General features: G+C 67.3%; 22 protein-coding genes and 1 tRNA gene. 12 read left to right on the forward strand and 11 right to left on the reverse strand.

Annotated features, from left to right (window positions below):
* Window positions 1-134 precede the first annotated feature (134 nt).
* The gene (locus tag AC3A6P_RS19885) at window positions 135-908 is read right to left on the reverse strand and encodes an MmpS family transport accessory protein (RefSeq protein ID WP_487693414.1); all 774 of its coding nucleotides are present in this window, start codon (window positions 906-908) and stop codon (window positions 135-137) included.
* Window positions 909-1,047: 139 nt separating this feature from the next.
* Here AC3A6P_RS19885 and AC3A6P_RS19890 point away from each other — a divergent pair, with 139 nt between their 5' ends.
* The 3 genes from AC3A6P_RS19890 to AC3A6P_RS19900 all read left to right on the forward strand — a co-directional run bounded on the left by AC3A6P_RS19890 (window position 1,048) and on the right by AC3A6P_RS19900 (window position 3,443).
* Window positions 1,048-2,919, forward strand: coding sequence for an alpha/beta hydrolase family protein (locus AC3A6P_RS19890; protein WP_487693415.1), 1,872 nt, complete (start codon window positions 1,048-1,050; stop codon window positions 2,917-2,919).
* A gap of 116 nt (window positions 2,920-3,035) precedes the next feature.
* Window positions 3,036-3,245, forward strand: coding sequence for a hypothetical protein (locus AC3A6P_RS19895; protein WP_487693416.1), 210 nt, complete (start codon window positions 3,036-3,038; stop codon window positions 3,243-3,245).
* 42 nt (window positions 3,246-3,287) lie between these two features.
* Window positions 3,288-3,443 carry a zinc metallopeptidase gene (locus AC3A6P_RS19900; RefSeq protein ID WP_147289407.1) on the forward strand — a complete coding sequence of 52 codons (156 nt, stop codon included), beginning with the start codon at window positions 3,288-3,290 and terminating at the stop codon, window positions 3,441-3,443.
* A gap of 7 nt (window positions 3,444-3,450) precedes the next feature.
* Here the strand turns inward: AC3A6P_RS19900 and AC3A6P_RS19905 are convergent, their stop codons facing one another.
* From AC3A6P_RS19905 to AC3A6P_RS19920, 4 genes are all read right to left on the reverse strand, one after another.
* Window positions 3,451-4,071 (reverse strand): SACE_7040 family transcriptional regulator, encoded by a 621-nt coding sequence (locus tag AC3A6P_RS19905; RefSeq protein ID WP_487693417.1) that lies wholly within the window; start codon window positions 4,069-4,071, stop codon window positions 3,451-3,453.
* A gap of 131 nt (window positions 4,072-4,202) precedes the next feature.
* Window positions 4,203-5,279 (reverse strand): quercetin 2,3-dioxygenase, encoded by a 1,077-nt coding sequence (locus AC3A6P_RS19910; RefSeq protein ID WP_487693418.1) that lies wholly within the window; start codon window positions 5,277-5,279, stop codon window positions 4,203-4,205.
* Window positions 5,276-6,193, reverse strand: coding sequence for an alpha/beta hydrolase fold domain-containing protein (locus AC3A6P_RS19915; protein WP_487693419.1), 918 nt, complete (start codon window positions 6,191-6,193; stop codon window positions 5,276-5,278). The genes AC3A6P_RS19910 and AC3A6P_RS19915 overlap by 4 nt, the downstream gene beginning before the upstream one ends.
* A gap of 54 nt (window positions 6,194-6,247) precedes the next feature.
* Window positions 6,248-7,129 carry a LysR family transcriptional regulator gene (locus tag AC3A6P_RS19920; protein WP_487693421.1) on the reverse strand — a complete coding sequence of 294 codons (882 nt, stop codon included), beginning with the start codon at window positions 7,127-7,129 and terminating at the stop codon, window positions 6,248-6,250.
* 129 nt (window positions 7,130-7,258) lie between these two features.
* Between AC3A6P_RS19920 and AC3A6P_RS19925 the strand changes: the two genes are divergently transcribed.
* The 8 genes from AC3A6P_RS19925 (at window position 7,259) to AC3A6P_RS19960 (ending at window position 16,580) form a co-directional block, all read left to right on the forward strand.
* Window positions 7,259-8,809, forward strand: coding sequence for a carboxyl transferase domain-containing protein (locus AC3A6P_RS19925; protein ID WP_487693422.1), 1,551 nt, complete (start codon window positions 7,259-7,261; stop codon window positions 8,807-8,809).
* 5 nt (window positions 8,810-8,814) lie between these two features.
* Window positions 8,815-10,803, forward strand: a complete 1,989-nt coding sequence (locus AC3A6P_RS19930; protein ID WP_487693423.1) for an acetyl/propionyl/methylcrotonyl-CoA carboxylase subunit alpha — start codon at window positions 8,815-8,817, stop codon at window positions 10,801-10,803.
* On the forward strand, window positions 10,796-11,944 hold the full coding sequence (locus AC3A6P_RS19935) for an acyl-CoA dehydrogenase family protein (protein WP_487693424.1): 1,149 nt from the start codon (window positions 10,796-10,798) through the stop codon (window positions 11,942-11,944). The genes AC3A6P_RS19930 and AC3A6P_RS19935 overlap by 8 nt, the downstream gene beginning before the upstream one ends.
* Before the next feature lie 2 nt (window positions 11,945-11,946).
* On the forward strand, window positions 11,947-12,444 hold the full coding sequence (locus tag AC3A6P_RS19940) for a MaoC family dehydratase (protein WP_487693425.1): 498 nt from the start codon (window positions 11,947-11,949) through the stop codon (window positions 12,442-12,444).
* On the forward strand, window positions 12,431-13,249 hold the full coding sequence (locus AC3A6P_RS19945; protein WP_487693426.1) for an HpcH/HpaI aldolase/citrate lyase family protein: 819 nt from the start codon (window positions 12,431-12,433) through the stop codon (window positions 13,247-13,249). Before AC3A6P_RS19940 ends, AC3A6P_RS19945 begins: the two co-directional genes overlap by 14 nt.
* Before the next feature lie 100 nt (window positions 13,250-13,349).
* Window positions 13,350-14,417 (forward strand): pyruvate dehydrogenase (acetyl-transferring) E1 component subunit alpha, encoded by a 1,068-nt coding sequence (gene pdhA, locus AC3A6P_RS19950; RefSeq protein ID WP_487693428.1) that lies wholly within the window; start codon window positions 13,350-13,352, stop codon window positions 14,415-14,417.
* A gap of 1 nt (window position 14,418) precedes the next feature.
* On the forward strand, window positions 14,419-15,456 hold the full coding sequence (locus AC3A6P_RS19955) for an alpha-ketoacid dehydrogenase subunit beta (RefSeq protein WP_487693429.1): 1,038 nt from the start codon (window positions 14,419-14,421) through the stop codon (window positions 15,454-15,456).
* Window positions 15,453-16,580, forward strand: coding sequence for a dihydrolipoamide acetyltransferase family protein (locus tag AC3A6P_RS19960; RefSeq protein WP_487693430.1), 1,128 nt, complete (start codon window positions 15,453-15,455; stop codon window positions 16,578-16,580). The genes AC3A6P_RS19955 and AC3A6P_RS19960 overlap by 4 nt, the downstream gene beginning before the upstream one ends.
* Here AC3A6P_RS19960 and AC3A6P_RS19965 read toward each other — a convergent pair whose 3' ends face one another.
* The 6 genes from AC3A6P_RS19965 to AC3A6P_RS19990 all read right to left on the reverse strand — a co-directional run bounded on the left by AC3A6P_RS19965 (window position 16,581) and on the right by AC3A6P_RS19990 (window position 19,622).
* The gene (locus AC3A6P_RS19965) at window positions 16,581-17,339 is read right to left on the reverse strand and encodes an enoyl-CoA hydratase (RefSeq protein ID WP_487693431.1); all 759 of its coding nucleotides are present in this window, start codon (window positions 17,337-17,339) and stop codon (window positions 16,581-16,583) included.
* A 123-nt stretch (window positions 17,340-17,462) separates the two neighbouring features.
* Window positions 17,463-18,098, reverse strand: coding sequence for a hypothetical protein (locus tag AC3A6P_RS19970; protein WP_487693433.1), 636 nt, complete (start codon window positions 18,096-18,098; stop codon window positions 17,463-17,465).
* Between the two features lie 129 nt (window positions 18,099-18,227).
* Entirely contained in the window at window positions 18,228-18,719 is a 492-nt protein-coding gene (locus AC3A6P_RS19975) for an SRPBCC family protein (RefSeq protein WP_487693434.1), read from the reverse strand.
* Between the two features lie 23 nt (window positions 18,720-18,742).
* Complete coding sequence (locus AC3A6P_RS19980) at window positions 18,743-19,072, reverse strand: ArsR/SmtB family transcription factor (RefSeq protein WP_487693435.1); 330 nt, start codon at window positions 19,070-19,072, stop codon at window positions 18,743-18,745.
* Window positions 19,073-19,129: 57 nt separating this feature from the next.
* Complete coding sequence (locus AC3A6P_RS19985) at window positions 19,130-19,453, reverse strand: DUF732 domain-containing protein (RefSeq protein WP_487693436.1); 324 nt, start codon at window positions 19,451-19,453, stop codon at window positions 19,130-19,132.
* A gap of 93 nt (window positions 19,454-19,546) precedes the next feature.
* Window positions 19,547-19,622 (reverse strand) — tRNA-Arg (locus AC3A6P_RS19990).
* A 524-nt stretch (window positions 19,623-20,146) separates the two neighbouring features.
* On the opposite strand from AC3A6P_RS19990, the gene AC3A6P_RS19995 reads away from it, so the two are divergent.
* Window positions 20,147-21,385 carry an alpha/beta hydrolase fold domain-containing protein gene (locus tag AC3A6P_RS19995; RefSeq protein WP_487693437.1) on the forward strand — a complete coding sequence of 413 codons (1,239 nt, stop codon included), beginning with the start codon at window positions 20,147-20,149 and terminating at the stop codon, window positions 21,383-21,385.
* Window positions 21,386-21,505 lie beyond the last annotated feature (120 nt).

The following is a 21,505-nucleotide window of genomic DNA, read 5'->3' on the forward strand; positions in this document are numbered from 1 at the left end:
TCACCCCGCGGGGTTTGACTGCGGGGTTCCTCCTCGGGTCGCGGCTCCGCCGAGCGACCCGCATCGGTCACCCCGCGGGGTTTGACTGCGGGGTTCCTCCTCGGGTCGCGGCTCCGCCGAGCGACCCGCATCGGTCACCCCGCGGACGCGCAGATCGTCAGGCCCGTGCCCGACCTCTCCCGCACCTGAGTGCCATCCACCGATACCGTGCACGTCACCTCGCGGCCCACGTTCAGCACCGTCACGCTCGCGGCGTTCAACGCCGGCGACGACAAGCTCACTTCCTTGGTCCACGGCAACACCACGTTGAACTCCATTTGCAGCACACCACCGGCGTCGACGTAGGTGATGCTGATGGCCCGGCCTTCGCCGGAGACGGTGTACACCACCGGTTCGCTGACGCCCGGTTCGGAGCTGGTGGGCGGAAGCAGCGGTGCCGAGGTCGACGGCGTCGTCGTGGACGGCGACGTACTGGTCGACGGGGTGCTGGTGGTGGTGGGCGTGCGCGAGGTCGTGGTGGGTGGCGCGGTGGTCGCCGGTTCCTGCTGCATCGGCGGCAGCGGCGCCACCACGGTGTCCTGCTTGGCGTTGGTGTCGGCGATCACGAGCGCGATCACCATGCCCACCACCAAGAGCACCGCCGCGGCGGCGGCCAGCCACAACCACCGCGGCGAGCGGGGCGGCTCCGGCGGCTCACCGCCGGGAGGCGGCTGCATCGGTTGTTGGGTCTGCGTCCAGTACGGGGGCAGTTGCTCGGTGGGGTTCGGTGGGGTGTAGCCGGGGTAGCCGTACTGACCTGCATAGGCAGGATCGCTGTAGGGCCCGTTGCGATTGCCCATTTGCTCCGTGGGCTGTGACCAGCCGCGGCGATATGGATCAGACCCGTCGGGTCGGCGTGGATCAGTCATGCCCACCTCATCCCTGCAGGCTACCCGCGCAGGCACGCATCCCAAGCAACACACCCGGGTACAAACCGATACGGTGTCGGCGGACGACCTCGGTTCGGCCGACGGTCATTGAAACGACGAGCAGTTGGAGGAGCGTTCGGTGGGACCGCGAGTGCGCGCGATCTACGGCGCGTCACTGTCACCGGACGCGACGGCATTCGCGCACATCGTCGACGACGGCGGCTACCCCCGCGCCGTTCAGCGATTCCTGCGCGGTTGGCGGGCCAGCTCGTCCCGCGATGTCGAATTGCCGGTTGACGGTCCCGTCACCCGCGTCATCCACTCCGCCGACGGGCATTGGCTGGCGTGCGAAGTGGCACCCGACGGAGCCTCCCGCACCCAGATCTGGGTGGTGACCACCGACCCCGATGACCGTGATGCGCGCCGGATCGACGGCCTCGGCTCCGAGACCGACGACGCGACCGCGGAGTTGATCGGTTGGGACGGCACCCAGGTGGCTGCGATCATCACCGGCCAGGACGGTGTGGGCGAGTCCTGCCTGATCGATCCGGCCACAGGCAATCGTCTTGTGCTGGACCGGCGCTCGGCCGGCCGGCTGGTCGACTCGTGGGCCGGGGCTGCCCTGGTGCGGGTCGGCCCGCGCGGATACCGCGAGCTGCTGATGTTGCGTGGCCTCACCGAGATCTCGTTGCTGCCCTACGATCCCGGATCCGTCACCGACGCCGGCGTGATTCTCGACGATCACGGACCCCGCCGCCTGCGCTCCGGCCCCGAGGGCGAGGACATGAAGCTGTACCAGCCCGCGAGTACCTACGGGCTCAACAGCACCGAGGGATTCGTCCGTGCGCTCATCCGCTCCGACAACGGGGCCGACCACGCCCGGTTGATCGAGGTGACCGTCACCGAGGACGGCGTGTCCTATCACGTGGTAGCCGAGAAACCGGGGTACGAGCTCGACGAGTTCGTGGTCAGCGATGACTTGTCGACGGTGGCGATCCTGTGGAACATCAACGGATGCAGTGAATTACAGATCCTGCAGTACGCCGACAACACGTTGTCGCCGGCCATCCCGCTGCCCGGCCTGGTGGCCAGTGAGCTCTCCATCAGCGCCGGCGGCTCGATGGTCGCCATGACGGTGGAGAGTCCCTGGCAGCCGCGCACCGTGGAGCTCGTCGACACCCGCACCTTGGAATGGGAACCGGTGGATCGCACGCCCATGTCGGGCCCGCTGGCCGCCGCCCCCACCCTGGACACCCTCACCGCCCGCGACGGAATGACGTTCACCGCATGGCGATACTCGCCGCCGCCCGGCGTGGAGGACATCGGCGCGCTGATCTACCTGCACGGCGGGCCGGAAGGCCAGTCGCGCCCCGGTTACAGCGAAGTGTTCCCTCAACTGCTCAATGCCGGTATCACGGTGCTGACCCCCAACGTGCGCGGCTCGGGCGGTTTCGGGCGGTCGTTCATGCACGCCGACGACCGCGAGCGCCGGTTCGCTGCCATCGATGACGTCGCCGACTGTGTCGCACATCTGCTGGACCACGGCTTCGCGTCGCCGGGGTGTATCGCGGTGGGCGGCTGGTCCTACGGTGGCTATCTGACGCTGGCGGCCTTGACCTTCCATCCGGAACTGTTCGCCGCAGGCGTCAGCATCTGCGGTATGAGCGACTTGAGCACGTTCTACCGCAACACCGAAGCCTGGATTGCTGCAGCCGCCTATCCCAAGTACGGCCACCCGATCAGCGACCGGGATCTCCTCGACCAGCTCTCACCCCTGCTGCGGGTGGATTCGCTGACTGCCCCACTGCTTCTGGTGCACGGCGGCAACGACACCAACGTCCCGGTGGGCGAGTCGGATCAAATGGCGCAGGCCCTTCGGGAACGGGGCCGTACGGTGCGCTACCTGGTGTTCGATGACGACGGCCACGAGATCGCCAAGCGGGAGAACCGAGCTGCCCTGGCGAATGCGGTGCGCGACTGGCTCAGCACCGCCTTCGCCACCGCGCGTTAACTGGGCGGTTGTTCGCGGGGCGCTGCCAAAACGCCACCAAAACGTCATGTTTGGGATTTTTGCGCTCGGGTAAACCTGTGCTCGCCAGGTAGTGGGAAGTCGAACGGAGGCTCTAGATGCGACGCGGCGGTCTGATCGGCGTGATTGTTCTGGTCTGGCTTCTGATCGGAGTGTTTGCCGCCTTCCAGCGGGGGTACTTCGAGAACACTGAAACCAACTGCGCAACAGCGGGTTCCATCGCACTCACCGTGGTTGTGGGCCCGTTGAATTACGCAGGCGTCAATCCAACGGTGGAGAGCTGCAACCTGCCGCAACCCAGCGCATAGACCCCTGCAAAAGAGTATTCAGTTCACTGAAAGGTAGGAATCATGATTGTCCTCGGAGCGATCCTGCTCATTCTGGGCTTCGTGTTGAATATCAGCATCCTGTGGACCATCGGCATCATCTTGCTGGTGATCGGCGCGGTCTTCTGGATCCTTGGTGCCGTCGGCCGTCCGGTCGCCGGACGCAAGGCCTGGTATTAACCCAGACCTAGTGGTCTTCGCCAGCCCAGCGTAGTGCGGCGACGGCCATCGCACGAAGTACTGCACGAGAGTGCGGTTTGGAGCCGGCCGGGTTACCCCCGGCCGGCTTCGTGCTGTATGGGGTCGAGTTGATCAACCCGAACGTCGCATGCGCGGTCAAGCGTGCATCGGCCTCGTCGAGCCCGGGATGGACATCGCGCAGCACCGCCACCCATACCTCGACATACTGACGCTGGCTGCGCCGCACCTGCCGCCGTGCGGGCGCCGGCAACTGGTCGAGATCGCGGTCCTGGATTCGGATCAGGTCCGGCTCACCCAAGGCGAAGTCGAGGTGGAAATCCACCAGCCCGGACAGCGCGGCCTCCGCGTCGCCGTCGGCCTTCTCCACCACCGCCCGTCCGCCGTCGTGCAACCGGGTGCTGATGCCCACCAGCAACTCCACCAGCATCGCTTCCTTGTTGGGGAAGTGCCGGTAGATCGCCGGGCCGCTGACATCGGCGGCGGCGCCGATGTCCTCCAGACGCACGGCCAGGTAGCCGCGCTCGGCGAACTGGCGTTCGGCGGCCCGCAGCAGGAGCGAGCGGCGGTCGGACTTGAGCTGACTACGCCGGGTCGACTCGGTGGGCATCTCGCCTCCTCGCCTGGACAATGTCGGTTAATGGCGATTAACATACCATTGTCGCCGTGAACGTCGGCGTAATGCCATCCGTAGGCTACCGTCGATGTGCCGAGAGATGCTGTGGCGCAGCTTCTTCGGGGTCAGAGGTCCAGCGCGCGGCTCCGGGCAGGTGGCGGTCCGACGATGACGACGTCCAGGTCGGCGGTATTGGCGGCCATCCGCTCACGGAACCTCTCCGGGCTGACCAACCCTTCGGTGTACACCAGATCGTCGGTGTGGAAGCCGGTCCTGTCGAAGAACGGTTCGAAGATGTCGGTGGTCAGGATTCCGAGCAGCCGGGTGTCGTGCCGGTCGATCGCGAACGTGTGCACGGTGCCCGCCGGGGCGTGGACGAAGTCGCCGGGAGTCAACAGAACTTCGTCGCCGTTGGCGTACAACCAGACTCGGCCCGCCATGCAGAAGAAATTCTCCGTGTGTTGCTGGTGGAAGTGCCGGATGAAGTAGGGCTGCGGGGCAGCGGTGGTCAGCACCGAGAAGTAGCGGCCGCCGGTGTTGCGGCCACGCGCCTCGTAGGCGTTGATCGCGTCGGGCCATTCCACTCGGTCGCCGGTTCCGGCTCGCAGGAAATACGGCTCGGCACCCGGGGGAAGCGTGTCGTCCCACTGCGCGCTGGGCGAGACGAAGGGAAGGTCATGCCGGTGTGCGCCTCGGGGCAGGAGCAGATCCTCGGTGGCCGCGCCCGCATCGCCTCGGGGGGAGTACATGTGGGCGTCCACCCGGGCATGGGCCACTGCCTCTTCGTCGAGGAGGACGTCCAGCGCTCCGCCCGGTGCCGAGAAGAGCAGCATGCGACTGCCGTGTCCGAGCATCCGGTAAGCGACGGGCACCCCTGGCGGGACGTGTATCGAATCACCCTGCGTCAGAACACGACTCTGCCCCGGCAGCCAGAACTGCACACAGCCGTCGAACACCTGATAGCTGCGCTGGTGTGCGGGCAGGCTGTGAAACGGCGCCTGGGCACCGCGGGGCCCCGAGATGAACGCGGCGTCGAAAGAACCGCCGGTGTCGGCGGGGCGGGCGATGACTGTCCAGAGTTGTCCGCCGATCTCGTACCGCAGGCCCTCACCACTGGCCAGGTAGTACGGCGCAGGCTCTCCGGGGAGTTGGTTCACGAGCGGGCGGGTGCGGTGCATGGACTCGAGATCGATGGTGGTCACGCAGTGGGTCCTTTCAGCAGATGGCGCACGAAGAAGTCGCCGATGTCGTCGAAGGCAAAAGTCGTCGGGGTGTCCGTCAGGTCGGCTCCGCGAACTCGGGCAGACGTGTGCACTTCTCGCTCCAACCGCCCGTCGTCCATGTACCTGCCGAGATCGGCGTCGATGCGCCCGCTGGGGTTGAGGAACCCGTGGCGGTAGCCCTCTACCAGGTAGAGCGTGCTGTCCGCCCCCGCCTCGACGAGCGCGCGGTGAAGCCGTTCACTGTGGTCGCAGCCCACCACCGGGTCGGCGGTTCCATGTGAGATCTGAAACGGCGGCGCCGCGCCGGTCACCTGGTACACCGGGCTGGCTGCGCGGGCGGCAGCGGCCAGATGCGTCGGCGGGCCGCCCAGCAGCGCCGCCTCAGGGCTGGGCCCGCCGCCGCGCCAGGTGGACGGCGCATCGAGCAGATCGGCGGGGCCGTACGACTCGGCGACCGCCGAAACCGAAGCGTCGCCTCGTTCTGACTCTCCGGGCAGCTGGTCCAGGTGGCCGGTCAAGCCGGTCAGTGCGGCCAGGTGCCCGCCCGCCGACGACCCCCACACGCCGATGTGATGCGGGTCCAGGTGCCAGCCGGCGGCCCGGGAGCGCAGGAAGCGGATGGCCGACCGGACGTCGTGCAGTTGGGCCGGGAACGTCGCGACATCACTGAGCCGGTACTCGATAGAGGCCATCGCGATGCCGCGGGCTGCGAACCACCGCCGCAGATCGGGGGCCAGCGTGCGATCACCGGTGAGCCAGGCGCCGCCGTGTAACCAGATGACCACCGGCGTCGGCTTCACCGCCTCCGCGGGCGTGTACAGGTCGAGCAGCAGCGCGCCGGTGGAGCGGTCGGCGAAAACGATGTCACGAGACACCGCGGTGGTGTGGGGCATACACCCGATTCTTCGGCTGAACCGCGCGATCTACCAGCGGGAACATCCGAAGGATCATCCGGTGACGCCGGATGATCCGGCCACCCGGGCGGCGAGTCTGGTGAACCGGCGGATGGCCGCGCTCGATCGTCCCTTGGCCACGCACAGATACGTCATCCGGTCTTCGAGATCGGAGATCGGCACGAACCGCACCCCGGGGCGCTGGTAGATCTCCGCCCCGGAGGCTCCCGCCACGTTGACGCCGACTCCGGCGGCACACAGTTCGAGCACCTCGTCGAAATTGCGCGCGATGGGCAGCGTGCGCGGCGCATCCCGCAGCACCGAGCCCAGCCAGTGCGCCGAGGTCGACGCATCGCCCACGGTGATGAACGTTTCGTCGAGCAACTCAGAGACCCCGACGGCGGTCCGGTCTGCGAGTCGATGAGTCTCCGCCACGATCAGCACGCACGAGTCGGCCCACAGCGGCGTGGCGAGGATGCGACGCGGAAGCGGCGCGGCGGCCGGAATGAGGGCGCAGTCCACGTCGCCGTCCAGGACCGCGCGAAAGGGATCGGCGAAACCCAGCTGGGTGATCTGCCAGTCGATTTCGGGCATACCCTGATGTGCGGCGGCGTAGATGGCGCGAAACTGCGTGCTGAAGACAGCCAGGCCGACGCGGATCGAGGTCCGTTCGGCATCCGACTTCGCCCACGCCACCACCTCGTCCATGGCGCTGACGGCACGTTGCGCCAACGGCAGCAGGCGCACACCGTCTTCGGTCAACGTCACGCTGCGCGACGTCCGGTTGAAGAGGGTCTTGCCGATGCGGTGTTCCAGTGTTGCCAGGTGCTCGCTGATCGACGACGGGCTCACGTGCAATTTCTCGGCAGCGCGGCCGAAGTGCAACTCCTCGGCGACCGCGAGGAAGCTGCGCAGATGCGCTGCCGTCAGGTCCACCACCTGAGGATAGTGGGGGCACATCGGTGCGATGCGCCCTCACTTGTGCGCCCGCCTCTGGACATTTCGGTTAATCACGATTAACGTCTGGCTTCAGTTAGTGCGGATTAACCCAGCGCAGGAGACCCCGTGAAACACGCCGTGTCGCACCGCCACGATCATCTGGCGCTTGTCGAGACCTTGCGTTCGAAATTGGACCGCGCCCGGCTGGGCGGCCCGGAGAAGTCCCGTGAGCGCCACGTGGCGCGCGGCAAGCTGTTGCCGCGCGACCGGGTGGACGGTCTGCTGGATCCGGGCAGCCCACTGCTGGAGGTGGCGCCATTGGCCGCCGACGGCATGTACGACGACGAATGCCCCGGTGCGGGAATGATCGCCGGGATCGGCCGGGTTTCGGGACGCGAGTGCATGATCGTCGCCAACGACGCGACCGTCAAAGGCGGCACCTACTACCCGATCACGGTCAAGAAGCATCTGCGGGCCCAGGAGATCGCCGCCCAGAACCGGCTTCCGTGCATCTATCTCGTCGACTCGGGCGGGGCGTTCCTGCCTCGACAGGACGAGGTGTTCCCGGACCGCGATCACTTCGGTCGTATCTTCTACAACCAGGCGACCCTGAGCGCTCAAGGCATTCCGCAGATCGCGGCGGTACTCGGATCGTGCACCGCGGGCGGGGCATACGTGCCGGCGATGAGCGATGAGGCCGTCATCGTGCGCAACCAGGGCACCATCTTCCTCGGCGGCCCACCGCTGGTGAAGGCCGCCACCGGTGAGGTGGTGACGGCCGAGGAGCTCGGCGGGGGAGACCTGCACTCGAAGACGTCGGGGGTCACCGATCACCTGGCTCACGATGACCGCGACGCCCTGCGGATCGTGCGCCGCATCGTGTCCACCCTCGGACCACGTGAACCGGTGCCCTGGGAGGTGCGACCCACGGTGGAGGCAATCGCCGACCAGTCCGAGCTCTATGACGTCGTACCCACCGACGCGCGGGTGCCCTACGACGTCCACGAGGTGATCACCCGCATCGTCGACGGTGGCGAATTCAGTGAGTTCAAGGCCGAATACGGGTCGACGCTGGTGACGGGTTTTGCGCACATCCATGGTCACCCGGTCGGCATCATCGCCAACAACGGCGTGCTGTTCGCCGAATCCGCCATGAAGGGGGCACATTTCATCGAGTTGTGCGACAAGCGCATGATCCCGCTGGTGTTCCTGCAGAACATCGCCGGTTTCATGGTGGGTCGCGACTACGAGGCCGGTGGCATCGCCAAACACGGCGCCAAGATGGTCACCGCGGTGGCGTGCGCGCGGGTGCCGAAGCTGACGGTGGTTATCGGCGGCTCGTACGGCGCCGGCAACTACTCGATGTGCGGGCGGGCGTATTCGCCTCGGTTCCTGTGGATGTGGCCGAACGCCCGGATCTCGGTGATGGGCGGCGAGCAGGCGGCCTCGGTGCTCGCGACAGTGCGCGGTGACATGACACCGGAGCAGGAGGAACAGTTCAAAGCGCCGATCCGCGAGCAGTACGAGTCGCAGGGCAACCCGTACTATTCGACGGCCCGGCTCTGGGACGACGGGGTGATCGACCCCGCCGACACCAGAACCATTCTGGGGTTGGCTCTTTCAGTGGCAGGGAACGCACCGGTGCAGCCGGTGTCCTACGGCGTCTTCCGGATGTGAGCGTGATGAACTTCCAGACAATTCTCGTCGCCAACCGCGGGGAGATCGCGGTGCGCGTGATCCGCACGTTGCGGTCCCTGGGAATCCGGTCGGTGGCGGTGTACAGCGAGGCCGATGCCGGTGCCCGCCATGTCGCCGAGGCGGATACGGCAGTGTTGATCGGACCGGCACCGGCGCGGGACAGCTACCTCAACATCGCGGCGATCGTCGACGCGGCGCAGCGCACCGGCGCCCAGGCGGTGCACCCCGGTTACGGATTTCTCTCCGAGAATGCGGATTTCGCCGCAGCTTTGGCGGAGGCGGGCATCGTGTTCATCGGGCCGCCGGCCTCGGCGATCGCCACGATGGGCGACAAGATCACCGCCAAGCAGACGGTGTCGCAGTTCGACGTCCCGGTGGTGCCCGGCATCGCCGAGCCCGGCTTGACCGATGAGCAACTGATCGCCGCCGCCGAGGACATCGGCTACCCGGTGCTCGTCAAGCCGTCGGCCGGCGGCGGTGGCAAGGGCATGCGGATGGTCGAGCGACCGGAAGACCTCCCGGCCGCACTCGCCGGTGCCCGCCGCGAGTCGGCGTCGGCCTTCGGCGACGACACCCTGTTCATCGAACGATTCGTCCTGCGTCCCCGGCACATCGAAGTGCAGGTGCTCGCCGACAACCACGGCAACGTCCTGCATCTGGGCGAGCGGGAATGCAGCTTGCAGCGTCGCCATCAGAAGGTGATCGAAGAGGCGCCCTCGCCGCTGCTGGACGCCCAGACGCGGGCCCGCATCGGTGCCGCAGCCTGCGACACGGCGCGCAGCGTGAATTACAGCGGCGCGGGAACAGTGGAATTCATCGTTTCGGCCGACCGTCCCGACGAGTTCTTCTTCATGGAGATGAACACTCGGTTGCAGGTCGAACACCCCGTCACCGAAATGGTCACCGGGTGGGATCTGGTCGAATGGCAGGTCCGAATCGCCGCGGGTGAGAAGCTCACCGCCGCGCAGTCCGATATCGAGCTGCACGGCCACGCCATCGAAGCCCGGGTGTACGCCGAAGATCCCGCGCACGGCTTCCTGCCGACCGGTGGGCAGGTGCTGCTGGCCGAGGAGCCGGTAGGGCCGGGAGTGCGGGTCGATTCGGGCCTGTTCGCCGGCACCACCGTCGGCAGTGATTATGACCCGATGCTGGCCAAGGTCATCGCGCACGGCCCCGACCGGGATGCGGCGCTGCGCGGCCTGGACCGCGCGCTGAACCACACCGCGGTGCTCGGTGTTGTCACCAACATCGACTTCCTGCGGTTCCTGCTGGCCGACGACGACGTGCAAGCCGGCCGGCTGGACACCGGGCTGCTGGACCGCCGGGTGGGTGACTACACCGCCTATGCCGCCGGTGAGGCCGAGCTGGTGGCGGCCGCGGCATATCGGTGGCTGCGCTGTTGGCAGGCGGCCACCGGTGACCTGTGGTCGGTGCCGTCGGGCTGGCGGATCGGGGCTGCAGCGGCCACCGTGGCGCGGCTGCGGGCCGGCGAGCGCACCGACCACGTGCGGATCACCGGTACCCCCGAGGTGTCCGTCGCCGAGGTGGAGAACGGGGAAACCCACACCCTGACAGCTCATCTCGACCGTGATGAGCTGACAGTGGTGCTGGACGGCATCCGGCGGATCTACCGGGTGGCCGATGCCGAGCACCGGATCTGGCTGGCCGGTGACCGCGGTGTCAGCGTGGTCGACGAGGTGCGGGAGGCGCCGGTGCGTCCCGACGACGAACACGCCGGTGACGCGGAACTGACCAGCCCGATGCCCGGGGCGGTCGTCGCGGTCAACGTCGAGGATGGTGCCGCCGTCACCGCGGGCACCGTCGTGGTGGCCGTCGAGGCCATGAAGATGGAACATTCACTCACCGCGCCCGTCGACGGCACCGTGGAACTTCTTGTCGCCGTGGGCGACCAAGTCAAGGTCGGCCAACCACTGGCCAGAATCATTGCAACAGAAAGTGAAAGCCATGACTGATTACCTGTCCACCGGCAACCTGCCCGACGACTACTCGCAGCTGGCCAAGACAGTCCGGGACTTCGCACGCAGTGTCGTGGCACCGGTGGCCGCCAAACACGATGAGGAGCACTCGTTTCCATACGAGGTGGTCTCCGGGATGGCCGAGATGGGCTTGTTCGGTCTGCCGTTCCCTGAAGAGTACGGGGGCATGGGCGGTGACTATTTCGCACTGTGTCTGGCACTCGAGGAACTCGGCAAGGTCGACCAGAGTGTGGCCATCACCCTGGAAGCCGGGGTGTCGCTGGGAGCCATGCCGGTGTACCGGTTCGGCACCGAGGAGCAGAAGCAGGAATGGCTGCCGCTGTTGGCCAGCGGGCAGGCACTCGGCGCCTTCGGCCTGACCGAGGCCGGTGGCGGTAGTGATGCCGGGGCCACCAAGACCACCGCCAAACTCGATGACGGCCACTGGGTGATCAACGGCAACAAGCAGTTCATCACCAACTCCGGTACCGACATCACCCGCCTGGTCACCGTGACCGCGCTGACGGGGGAGAGGGAGATCTCCTCGATCCTGGTGCCGGTGCCCACCGAGGGTTTCACCGCCGAGCCCGCCTACAACAAGGTCGGCTGGAACGCCTCCGACACCCACCCGCTCACCTTCCAGGATGTCCGAGTGCCCGAGGAGAACCTGCTGGGCACCCGGGGCCGCGGTTACGCCAACTTCCTGCGGATCCTCGACGAGGGACGCATCGCCATCGCCGCGCTGTCGGTCGGTGCCGCACAGGGCTGCGTCGACGAAAGCGTGAAGTACGCCAAAGAACGCTCGGCTTTCGGGCAGCCGATCGGCAAGTACCAGGCCATCGAATTCAAGATCGCGCGCATGGAGGCCCGGGCGCAGGCGGCCCGCGCTGCCTACTACGACGCCGCGGCGCTGATGCTGGCCGGCAAACCGTTCAAGAAGGAAGCCGCCATCGCGAAGCTGGTGTCCAGCGAGGCCGCGATGGACAACGCGCGCGACGCCACCCAGATCCATGGCGGGTACGGCTTCATGAACGAGTACCCGGTGGCCCGGCACTACCGCGACTCGAAGATCCTCGAGATCGGGGAGGGCACCACCGAAGTGCAGTACATGGTGATCGCGCGGACGATGGGGCTCTGAAGATGAGCGAATCCAAAGTTGTTGTCCAGCGCGGGCTCTGGTTCGAGGAACTGGAACTCGGCGTCAAATACCTGCACCGGCCCGGCCGCACCATCACCGAGGCCGACAACGTGCTGTTCACCACGCTGACCATGAACACCCAGGCGCTGCACCTGGATGCGGCGTTCTCCGATGCGCTGCCGCCGTTCCATCAGCGGTTGGTGAACTCGATGTTCACGTTGTCCACATTGGTGGGACTGTCGGTGGCGCAGCTGACCCAGGGCACCATCGTCGGCAATCTCGGCTTCTCCGATATCGCGTTCCCGAAGCCGCTGTTCCACGGCGACACCCTGTATGCCGAGACGATCATCAGCGACAAACGCGAATCCAAGAGCCGCCCGGGGGAGGGCATCGTGACCTTCGCGCACACCGGCCGCAACCAGCACGGCGACATCGTGGCCACCGCGTCGCGCAAGACGATGGTCCGCAAGAAACCGGAGGACACCGATGGCGTTGGATAATCCCGGCCCGGCCTGGCTGTTCTGCCCGGCCGACCGTCCCGAGCGGTTCGGAAAAGCCGCTGCGGCAGCCGATGTCGTCATCCTCGATCTCGAGGACGGCGTGGCGGCCAAAGACCGCGACACCGCCCGCCGGGCGCTGCTCGACACACCACTGGAACCCGGTCGCACCGTCGTGCGCGTCAACCCCAGCGGCACACCCGACCACGAACTCGACCTGCAGGCACTGGCCAAGACCGACTACACCACCGTCATGCTCGCCAAAACCGAATCAGCGCAGCAGGTCAGTGCACTGGCACCGCTGGACGTGCTGGTGCTCGTCGAGACCCCGCTCGGCGCGCTGAACGTCGTCGAGTCCACCCGCGCGGACAACGCCTACGCCGTGATGTGGGGCGCCGAGGATCTGTTCGCCGTCACCGGCGGCACCGCCAATCGTCACGCCGACGGCAGCTACCGCGATATCGCCCAGCACGTCCGCTCGCAGTCGCTGCTCGCCGCCAAGGCGTACGGCCGGCTGGCCCTGGACTCGGTGTACATCGACATCAAGGACCTCGACGGGTTACGCGCTGAGTCCGATGACGCCGTGGCCGTCGGCTTCGACGGCAAAGTCGCCATCCATCCGAGCCAGGTGGCGGTGATCCGGGATGCCTACACCCCGACCGACGAGCAGGTTCGTTGGGCCCGACACGTCCTGGCGGAGGTCGCAAACCAGCGGGGCGTGTTCCAGTTCGAGGGCATAATGGTGGATGCCCCAGTATTGCGGCGAGCAGAGCGCATCGTCGGCCTGGCCGCCACACCCCGGCGGTAACTGACAGCCTCTCACCAGTGGTTTTGCTCTGACCGCAGCCGTACTGAGCACCTCAGTCGTCTGACGGCGTCACATGCCGTCAGTGGCCCAAGGAGGCGGTATGGCAGTGACGCTCGAGCCTGTCCAATTGGTGGCGCCCGACGGGAGCCCAACTCCCGAGGCGCGTGCCCGAAGTCAGCTACCGCCCGAAACCTTGTCCTGGCTCTACGAGCTCATGGTCCTCACCCGCGACCTGGACACCGAGTTCGTCAACTTGCAGCGCCAGGGCGAGCTGGCCTTGTTCGCCACCTGCCGCGGTCAGGAAGCCGCCCAGGTGGGTGCCGCGGCGTGTCTGCGCAAGACCGACTGGCTGTTCCCGCAGTACCGGGAACTCGGCGCGTTCCTGGCCCGCGGTATCCACCCCGCGAAGGTGGGTGCGGTGTGGCGCGGCCGGTGGCACGGCGGCTTGGGCTTCACGGAGAAATGCTGCGCGCCGCTGGCCATTCCCATCGGCACCCACGGCCTGCACGCGGTCGGTGCCGCGATGGCGGCGCAACGCCTCGGTGAGGACTCCGTGACGGTTGCCTTCCTGGGTGACGGCGCCACCTCCGAAGGCGATGCCCACGAAGCGTTCAATCTGGCCGCGGTGTACAGGGCGCCTTGTGTGTTCTTCGTGCAGAACAACCAATGGGCCATCTCGGTGCCGGTCAGCCGGCAACTGGCGGCGCCGTCGATCGCCCACAAGGCGATCGGTTACGGCATGCCCGGTGTCAGGGTGGACGGAAACGACGTGCTGGCCTGCTTCGCGGTGATGTCCGAGGCCGCGCAACGGGCCCGGGCCGGTGACGGCCCCACCCTCATCGAAGCGCTGACCTACCGGATGGGGCCGCACACCACCTCCGACGATCCCACTCGCTATCAACCGCCCGAGGAACTGGAGTACTGGCGCGCGCGCGATCCGATCGCGCGGTACCGCACGTATCTGCAGTCCGAAGGGGTGTGGACGGAGCGCTTGGAGGAACATATCGCCGCGCGGTCGGCCCGCCTGCGTGACGAGGTGCGCCACAGCATCATCGGCGATCCGGACTTCGATGTCACCGACGTGTTCGACACCGTGTACCACGACATCACCCCCGACCTCGCCGACCAGCGCGACCGGCTGGTGGCCGAACTGGCGAAGGAGGCTTGAGATGACGCAGATCATCGAACGACCGGCGACATCCGGCGACGACATGCCCGAGCCTCATCCTCTCCACACCCCGGCGGACCTGACCATGGGCAAGGCGATCAACCATGCCCTGCATGACGCGATGGCCGCCGACGACCGGGTGCTGGTGTTCGGTGAGGACGTCGCCCGGCTGGGCGGCGTGTTCCGGGTGACGGAGGGTTTGGCGGAAACCTTCGGCGACGAACGGTGTTTCGACACCCCGCTGGCGGAGTCGGCGATCATCGGGATCGCGATCGGAATGGCCATCCGCGGGTTCATCCCGGTCCCGGAGATCCAGTTCGACGGGTTCTCCTACCCGGCATTCGACCAGATCGTCAGCCATCTGGCCAAGTACCGGATGCGCACCCATGGCGACGTCGACATGCCGGTCACCGTGCGAATCCCGTCGTTCGGCGGAATCGGTGCGGTGGAACATCATTCGGAGTCCACCGAGAGCTACTGGCTGCACACCGCCGGGTTGAAGGTCGTGGTGCCCTCGACCCCGACCGACGCCTACTGGCTGCTGCGGCATTCGATCGCCGCCCGCGATCCGGTGATCTTCCTCGAACCGAAACGGCGGTACTGGGGGCGAGAGTCGGTGGACACCACCACACCGGGTCTGCCGATCGGGCAGGCGGCGATCCGCCGCCCCGGCCGCGACGTCACCGTCATCACCTACGGATCCTCGGTGGGCACCGCGCTCAGTGCGGCCGAGCACTGCGCGTGGGATCTCGAGGTCGTCGATCTGCGATCGCTGAATCCGCTCGACTTCGGTACCGTCGCCGCATCGATCCGGCGCACCGGTCGGGCGGTCGTGATGCACGAAGGGCCGCGCACCCTGGGATTCGGGGCCGAACTCGCCGCCCGGATCCAGGAGGAACTGTTCTACGAACTCGAGGCCCCGGTACTGCGGGCGTGTGGGTTCGACACCCCCTATCCGCCAGCACGTCTGGAGAAGGTCTGGCTACCGGGCCCTGATCGGCTCCTGGACTGCGTGGAACGCGCGATGGGCATGCCATGAGCGAGTTCTTGGTTCCCGATCTGGGGGAGGGGCTCGAAGAAGCGACCGTCGTGGAGTGGAATGTGGCCGTCGGGGACGAGGTCGAACTGAACCAGACGCTGTGCACCCTGGAGACGGCCAAGGCCGCCGTTGAGATCCCCAGCCCGTTCGCCGGCCGGATCGTCTCCCTCGGTGGGCAACCCGGTGAGGTGCTGGCGGTGGGTACTCGGTTGGTTACGTTCGAGACGGCGCCCGATGCCGCCGCCACCCGCACGCCGGTGCTCGTCGGCTACGGCGCCGACGCCGATCTGGACCGAAGCCGACGGGAGCGGCGGCCCAAAGCCAAGCCGGCCGTGCGCAAATTGGCGGCCGACTTGCTGGTGGATCTCGAGGACCTCGAACCAGGATCAGACGGCGTGATCTCACGCGAGGCGGTGCTCGCCGCCGCTGGGCCCGCCACCGATATCGGGTATGACGTGATCCCGGTGCGGGGCGTACAGGCCGAGATGGCCAAACGAATGACTCTGTCGCGCAGCGAGATCCCCGATGCGCATGCCGGTGTGGACGTCGACGGAACCCGGCTGCTCGCGCTGCGGGACCGGCTCGAGGTGACGCCGTTCGTGCTGACGCTGCGGCTGCTGGTGGTCGCGTTGACCCGTCACCGGATCCTGAACTCCACCTGGAGTGACGGTCCCGACGGCGCGCAGATCCGCAGCCATCACGCGGTGCATCTCGGTTTCGGGGTGGCGGCACCGCGGGGCCTGCTGGTGCCGGTGGTGGTCGACGCCCACACCAAGACCACCCGCGAGCTCGCTCTCGAGGTGGCCCGGCTGATCGAGCAGGCGCGTGGTGGCACGCTCAAACCCGCGGAACTGCACGGGTCGACGTTCACCGTGTCCAACTTCGGGGCGTTGGGCCTCGATGACGGTGTGCCGGTGATCAACCATCCCGAGGCGGCCATCCTGGGCATGGGTTCGCTGAAACCCCGGGCCGTGGTGGTGGACGGCGAGGTGGTGTCCCGGCCGACCATGAGGTTGACGTGCGCCTTCGATCACCGCGTTGCCGACGGGGCACAGGTTGCGGCGTTCCTCGGGGAGCTGCGCGATCTACTGGAGGCGCCAGAGCTCGCGCTGCTGGATCTCTAGCTATTTGCGTTGCGCTGCAGCCAGTCTGGCAGCGAACTCCGGGGACTGGATGGACGCTGCCTGCGGGCCGAGTTCGGTGCGCATGGCCGACTGATGGGTGTCGGTGTCGACCGTCCCCGGCGACGCCGTGGCCCGCATGGTGGCCTTCGTGGCGAGCACCACCTCACGTGGAGCCGACGCCGGTCCGCGGGCCAGGTCCAGCGCCGCGGCGACGGGGTCGTCGGCGACGTGCAGCGCCAGACCGTGCGTCACCGCGGTTTCGGCATCGAAACGCATACCGAACAGCAGCGCGGCCCGGGCCACCTGCGGACCAACCGCCCGTTGCAGCATCCAGGTGGCGCCGCCCCCGGGATGGATGCCCAACTTCTGGAAGCGGGGATCGAACACCGCCGACGGCCCGGCGATCCGGACGTCGGCAGCCAGCGCGAGGTTGAGCCCCGCCCCGACGGCGGGGCCGTTGACCGCGGCGATGGTGGGCAGCGTGCAACTCCCCAGCGCCATGAAGCCGTCGTAGATCCGCAGCAGGCCCTCTTCGGCGGCGACGCCGAGAGCACTCAGGTCAGCTCCCGCGCAGAACGCCTTGCCCGCGCCCGTGATCACCACGGCATGGACGCCGGTATCGGCTTCTGCGGTTTCGATGGCCTGCCGCAATTGTGCGGACATCGCCTCGGTGACCGCGTTGCGGCGGTCGGGATCGTTGACGGTGATCAGGGCGACGTGATCGTCGACGTGGTAGAGCACGGGATCTGCACTGGCCATGTCCGGCACGCTACCGCGCCGGCACCGCTTCGCGGCAGAGACTGCGGCGGGACTTGCTCGACCTCGGAAAACCCAACCCGAACTCCGGCGGCCGTTTGGGGGTGGTGACTGGGCCAGCCGGAATCAGTCGTCGTCGTTGCCTGGCCCACGGCCCTCGATGACGAAGAACGCCAACGATGCCAACGCGAGCACGCCGCATCCGATCGCCACGGTGGCCAGTGTCTCGGGGACCGACCTCGCCGGTTCGTGGTCGGCACCGGCCGACTGGACGTCATGGCAGGGCAGCACCGGGATGTCCTGACGGCCCGTCGGCGTCCGCGGAGGCCGCTGAGCCGGCGCCCGCACAGTGCGCACCGCGCACCGAAGTGGGGCAACCCCGACGACGCGGGTCGCGTCCTCATAGGTGGAGATGAGGTGCGGCGGCGTGGAATTCGGTTGTGTGCCGGTGTTACTCGCATCCCGCGCTGACGACGCAGTGATCGGCGACTTCAGCGGCGCGCGGATGAAAGTGGCGCCGGCCGGCGCGGCGCTTCCGCGGTCCCAGCCCCGGGGATCGGCGACCTTGTGGCCGGCCCAATGGCTTTGAACCCTGCCAGTCGCACCGTCCGCGGGAACCACGAAGTAGTGCTCGGATGAAACGACTCCGCCACGGTGGTCCTTGTCGATCGGCTCGGCCGCGGCGTGCGGCATGCCCGTCACGAGGACCGACAGTGTGAGGGCGATCGAGGACAGTGCCCGGGCGCACCGCGCGAGCTTCATGCGAGCCTCCTGTCGGATGCCGCGGGTGCGGCGATGACCGAAGGTTCGAACGTCGACCTTGTCGGATTCTTGTCGGATTCTCCTGACGGGCTTCCGTCGACGAGTCGGTGACGTGCGGTGAGCGCGAGGTCAATGCGACGAGAGGTACTTCTCCAGTTTGTCGAGTTGCGCCTTGTAACCCCACTTCATGCCGAATGCTGCCAGCTTCGCCTTGGGACCGATCTTGCTGATCGTGACGTGCAGTTGCACGGTGGTGGCGCCATCGCGCTCGACCAGGGTGACGTCGTTGGTGTGGTGAATCGTGGTCGCCTCTTCTTCACCCGCCGTCCAGGAGCGCGCGTCGTAGGACAAGCCGGTGCTCTCCTCTACCCGGGTGAACGTGCCTGCCATAGGCCATTGTGTGCCTTGGTATTTGCCCATGGCCTCGCCGGCTTCCATCACGATGTAGATCTCGCCGCCGACGCGCAGGTCGACCCTGCATTCCGGCACAACGGTTTTCTCCGGACCCCACCACTGCCGCAGGATCTCGGGGTCGGTCCAGGCCCGCCACACCGTGTCGATGGGGGCCCGGTAGGTCCGTTCGAAATCGAGGTTCTTGGGCTTGAGTAGTTGCAAGAGCATGCTGTCCTCCGGTCGGTGTTCGGTCAGGGCTTCTCTGCGGTGTCCTCGGTGATCGAGTCGAGATAGCGGCCGAGTGAGTCGAGTCGGACTTCCCACAACTGCTCGAAGGATTCGACCCAGCGGCCGATCTGCTCGAACGGTTCGGCTTCGAGGTGGTAGATCCGGTGGCGAGCCACGGCCTCGCCGGTGACAATCCCCGAATCGCCAAGCACGCGAAGGTGTTTGCTCACCTGCGGCTGACGAATCTCGAGCCGCTCGGCGATCTCGCCGACCGACATGGGACCGGTCCGGAGCAGCTCGACGATCCTCAGGCGACTCGGTTCACTGAGCGCCCCGAAGATCATCGACTGCATGAACTCACCGTAGGACGCCGACATATTCCTGTCAAGGAATATGTCGGTCGATGGGCGTCAGCCGAGGTCGGCGTCCGGGCAGTAGTTGCGCTTGGCTGCTCCGACCAGGACCGGGCCTTGTTCGAGTCCGTATCGGGTGACGACCATCGTCACGGCGTCGACGCCGGTGTTTCCCTGCTCGTTCGCCGTCGTTGCCGCATCGCAGAAGTCATGGGCAGCGGTGATCGCGGTGGCTCTGTCGACGGTTTTCCAGAAGGCGTCGCTGCTCAATTCGGAGATGAACGTGTCATCGGCCGACGCGCGCGCCTGTTCGTCGTTGCCGCAGGCGGCTGCCACCAGGGCGACCGCCACTGCGGCGAGAGCGCCGCATGTCCTCTTCACCGCGTGACCGTACCGCGCGGCTTCGGCCGCGGCGATCAGTCGGGGCCGGCGGATGTCAGGAGGGGAGCACCCGCGGTCCGGTAATGCCGCTGTTGGCGCCCCCGGCAGGGATCGAACCTGCGACCAACCGCTTAGAAGGCGGCTGCTCTATCCGCTGAGCTACGGAGGCAGCGCACATACCCTAGCCCAAGGTCCGAACACCGATCGACCGGTGAAAGCGCACAGCGGCGGACCGTCGGTGCCACGCTTTCCCGGCCGCACGGGCGGGGACATGCCGGTGGAACTTTCCAGGAATCAGGCGCCGCGCTCAGGGGAGCGGGCGGGAGTCCGGCAAACCCGGCGGCGCCACGCTCGACGCCGCTGTTTCTGCTCGCTGTAGGCCACGTTTCCGGCCGCTGCGAGCGGCGTCTTAAACGGCGTGTCGCCGATTCCTCATGTCGGCGTGTCGGACCGTGACCTCTGTGGACATTCATCGATTAATGAATTCACAGGTGTACGCACTGTGTGTTTACGCGCATAACAATTCGGTAACTGACCAGCGGATACGGGTTCAGGCGAACAACCCGCCCAGGAAACAGGTGTTATTGCGATCAAAAATGGCTACCTTTGTGATCCGCGGCACAACTGGGGCTCGCAGGCTCCTTGTCGCGGCGGGCGAAGACGCCCGTACGTGACTGCGAAGGTGCATGTGCGATGAGCATTGCGATGGACATCACCCGGGCCTCGGCCGTGGGTGCTCAGGCCCTGCGGCTGGCTGCCGACCCGCGCGCCTACCGGGGTGCAGCGCTCATCGCGCGGGGCTGCCCGTCGCTGGCGGCCTGGCTGGCGGGTTGGGTCACCACGGAGTTCGCCGCCGCGGCCGTCACCGGGCACGCGCTGTCGGCGGTGCGCGCCACTCCGTTGGACCGCATCAGCGCCAGCATGGCCTCGCAGAAAGCCAACCGGGTCCTCGAAGACGCGCTGACGGACACCTTCGGGGAGCGCAACGACCAGGTGGTCCATCCGCTGGAATTCCAGGCGCACCGGCCCAGCCTCGCCGGCTTCTGGCACGCGACCCAGCACCGCAGGCGCTATGCCAAGGCCACCACCAACATCGCCTACGGCCCGAACGGCCGTGACCACCTGCTCGACATCTGGCGCCTGCCCGAACTGCCCGCGAACCGGCCGGCGCCGGTGCTGCTGCAGATTCCCGGTGGCGCGTGGGCGCTCAGCGAGAAGCGCGGGCAGGCCTATCCGCTGATGAGCCGACTGGTCTCGCTCGGCTGGATCTGCGTGTCCATCAACTACAGTCGCAGCCCCGGCCGCGCGTTCCCGTCGCACATCGTCGACGTCAAACGTGCCATCGCCTGGGTGCGCGAGAACATCGCCGACTACGGCGGCGACCCCGACCACATCGCCCTCACCGGTGGTTCCGCCGGTGGCCACCTGGCGGCGTTGGCGGCACTGACCGCCAACGATCCTGCGCTGCAACCCGGATTCGAGACCGTCGACACCAGCGTGCAGGCGGCGGTGCCCTACTACGGCGCCTACGACCTGACCAATGTGGAGACCATGACCCCGCTGATGGTGCCGTTCCTCGAACAGTTCGTCATGCGTGCGCGCTTCGCCGACCACCGCCCGCAGTACGAAGCGGCCTCGCCGATCTACCACGTGCACCGCGACGCGCCACCGTTCTTCGTGCTGCACGGACGCAACGACGCGGTGATCCCGCACACCCAGGCGCGGGATTTCGTGGCGGCGTTGCGCGGCGCGGGCGCCGAGGTGGTGGCCCATGCCGAACTGCCCAACGCCCATCACGCTTTCGACCATCTGGCGACCGTGCGCTCGCAGCTGGCCGCCGACGCGGTGGCGCAGTTCCTCGGTGTCACCTACGGCAGGCACCTGCAGATGAGGGACAGCGCACTCCGGATGCGCGCCACCCCCGCCAGCTGATCCGCCGCCGGCCACCTGAATTCACCGCGCTGACACGCGCTTTCAGCGTCAGCCGCGGGATCCGCAGAATCAGCTCCCGTCCGCGCGTGCGGCCGACTAGCGTGGTGCAGGCATCGAGGG

The sequence above is a fragment of the Mycobacterium sp. Soil_C_30 genome, assembly GCF_057656995.1.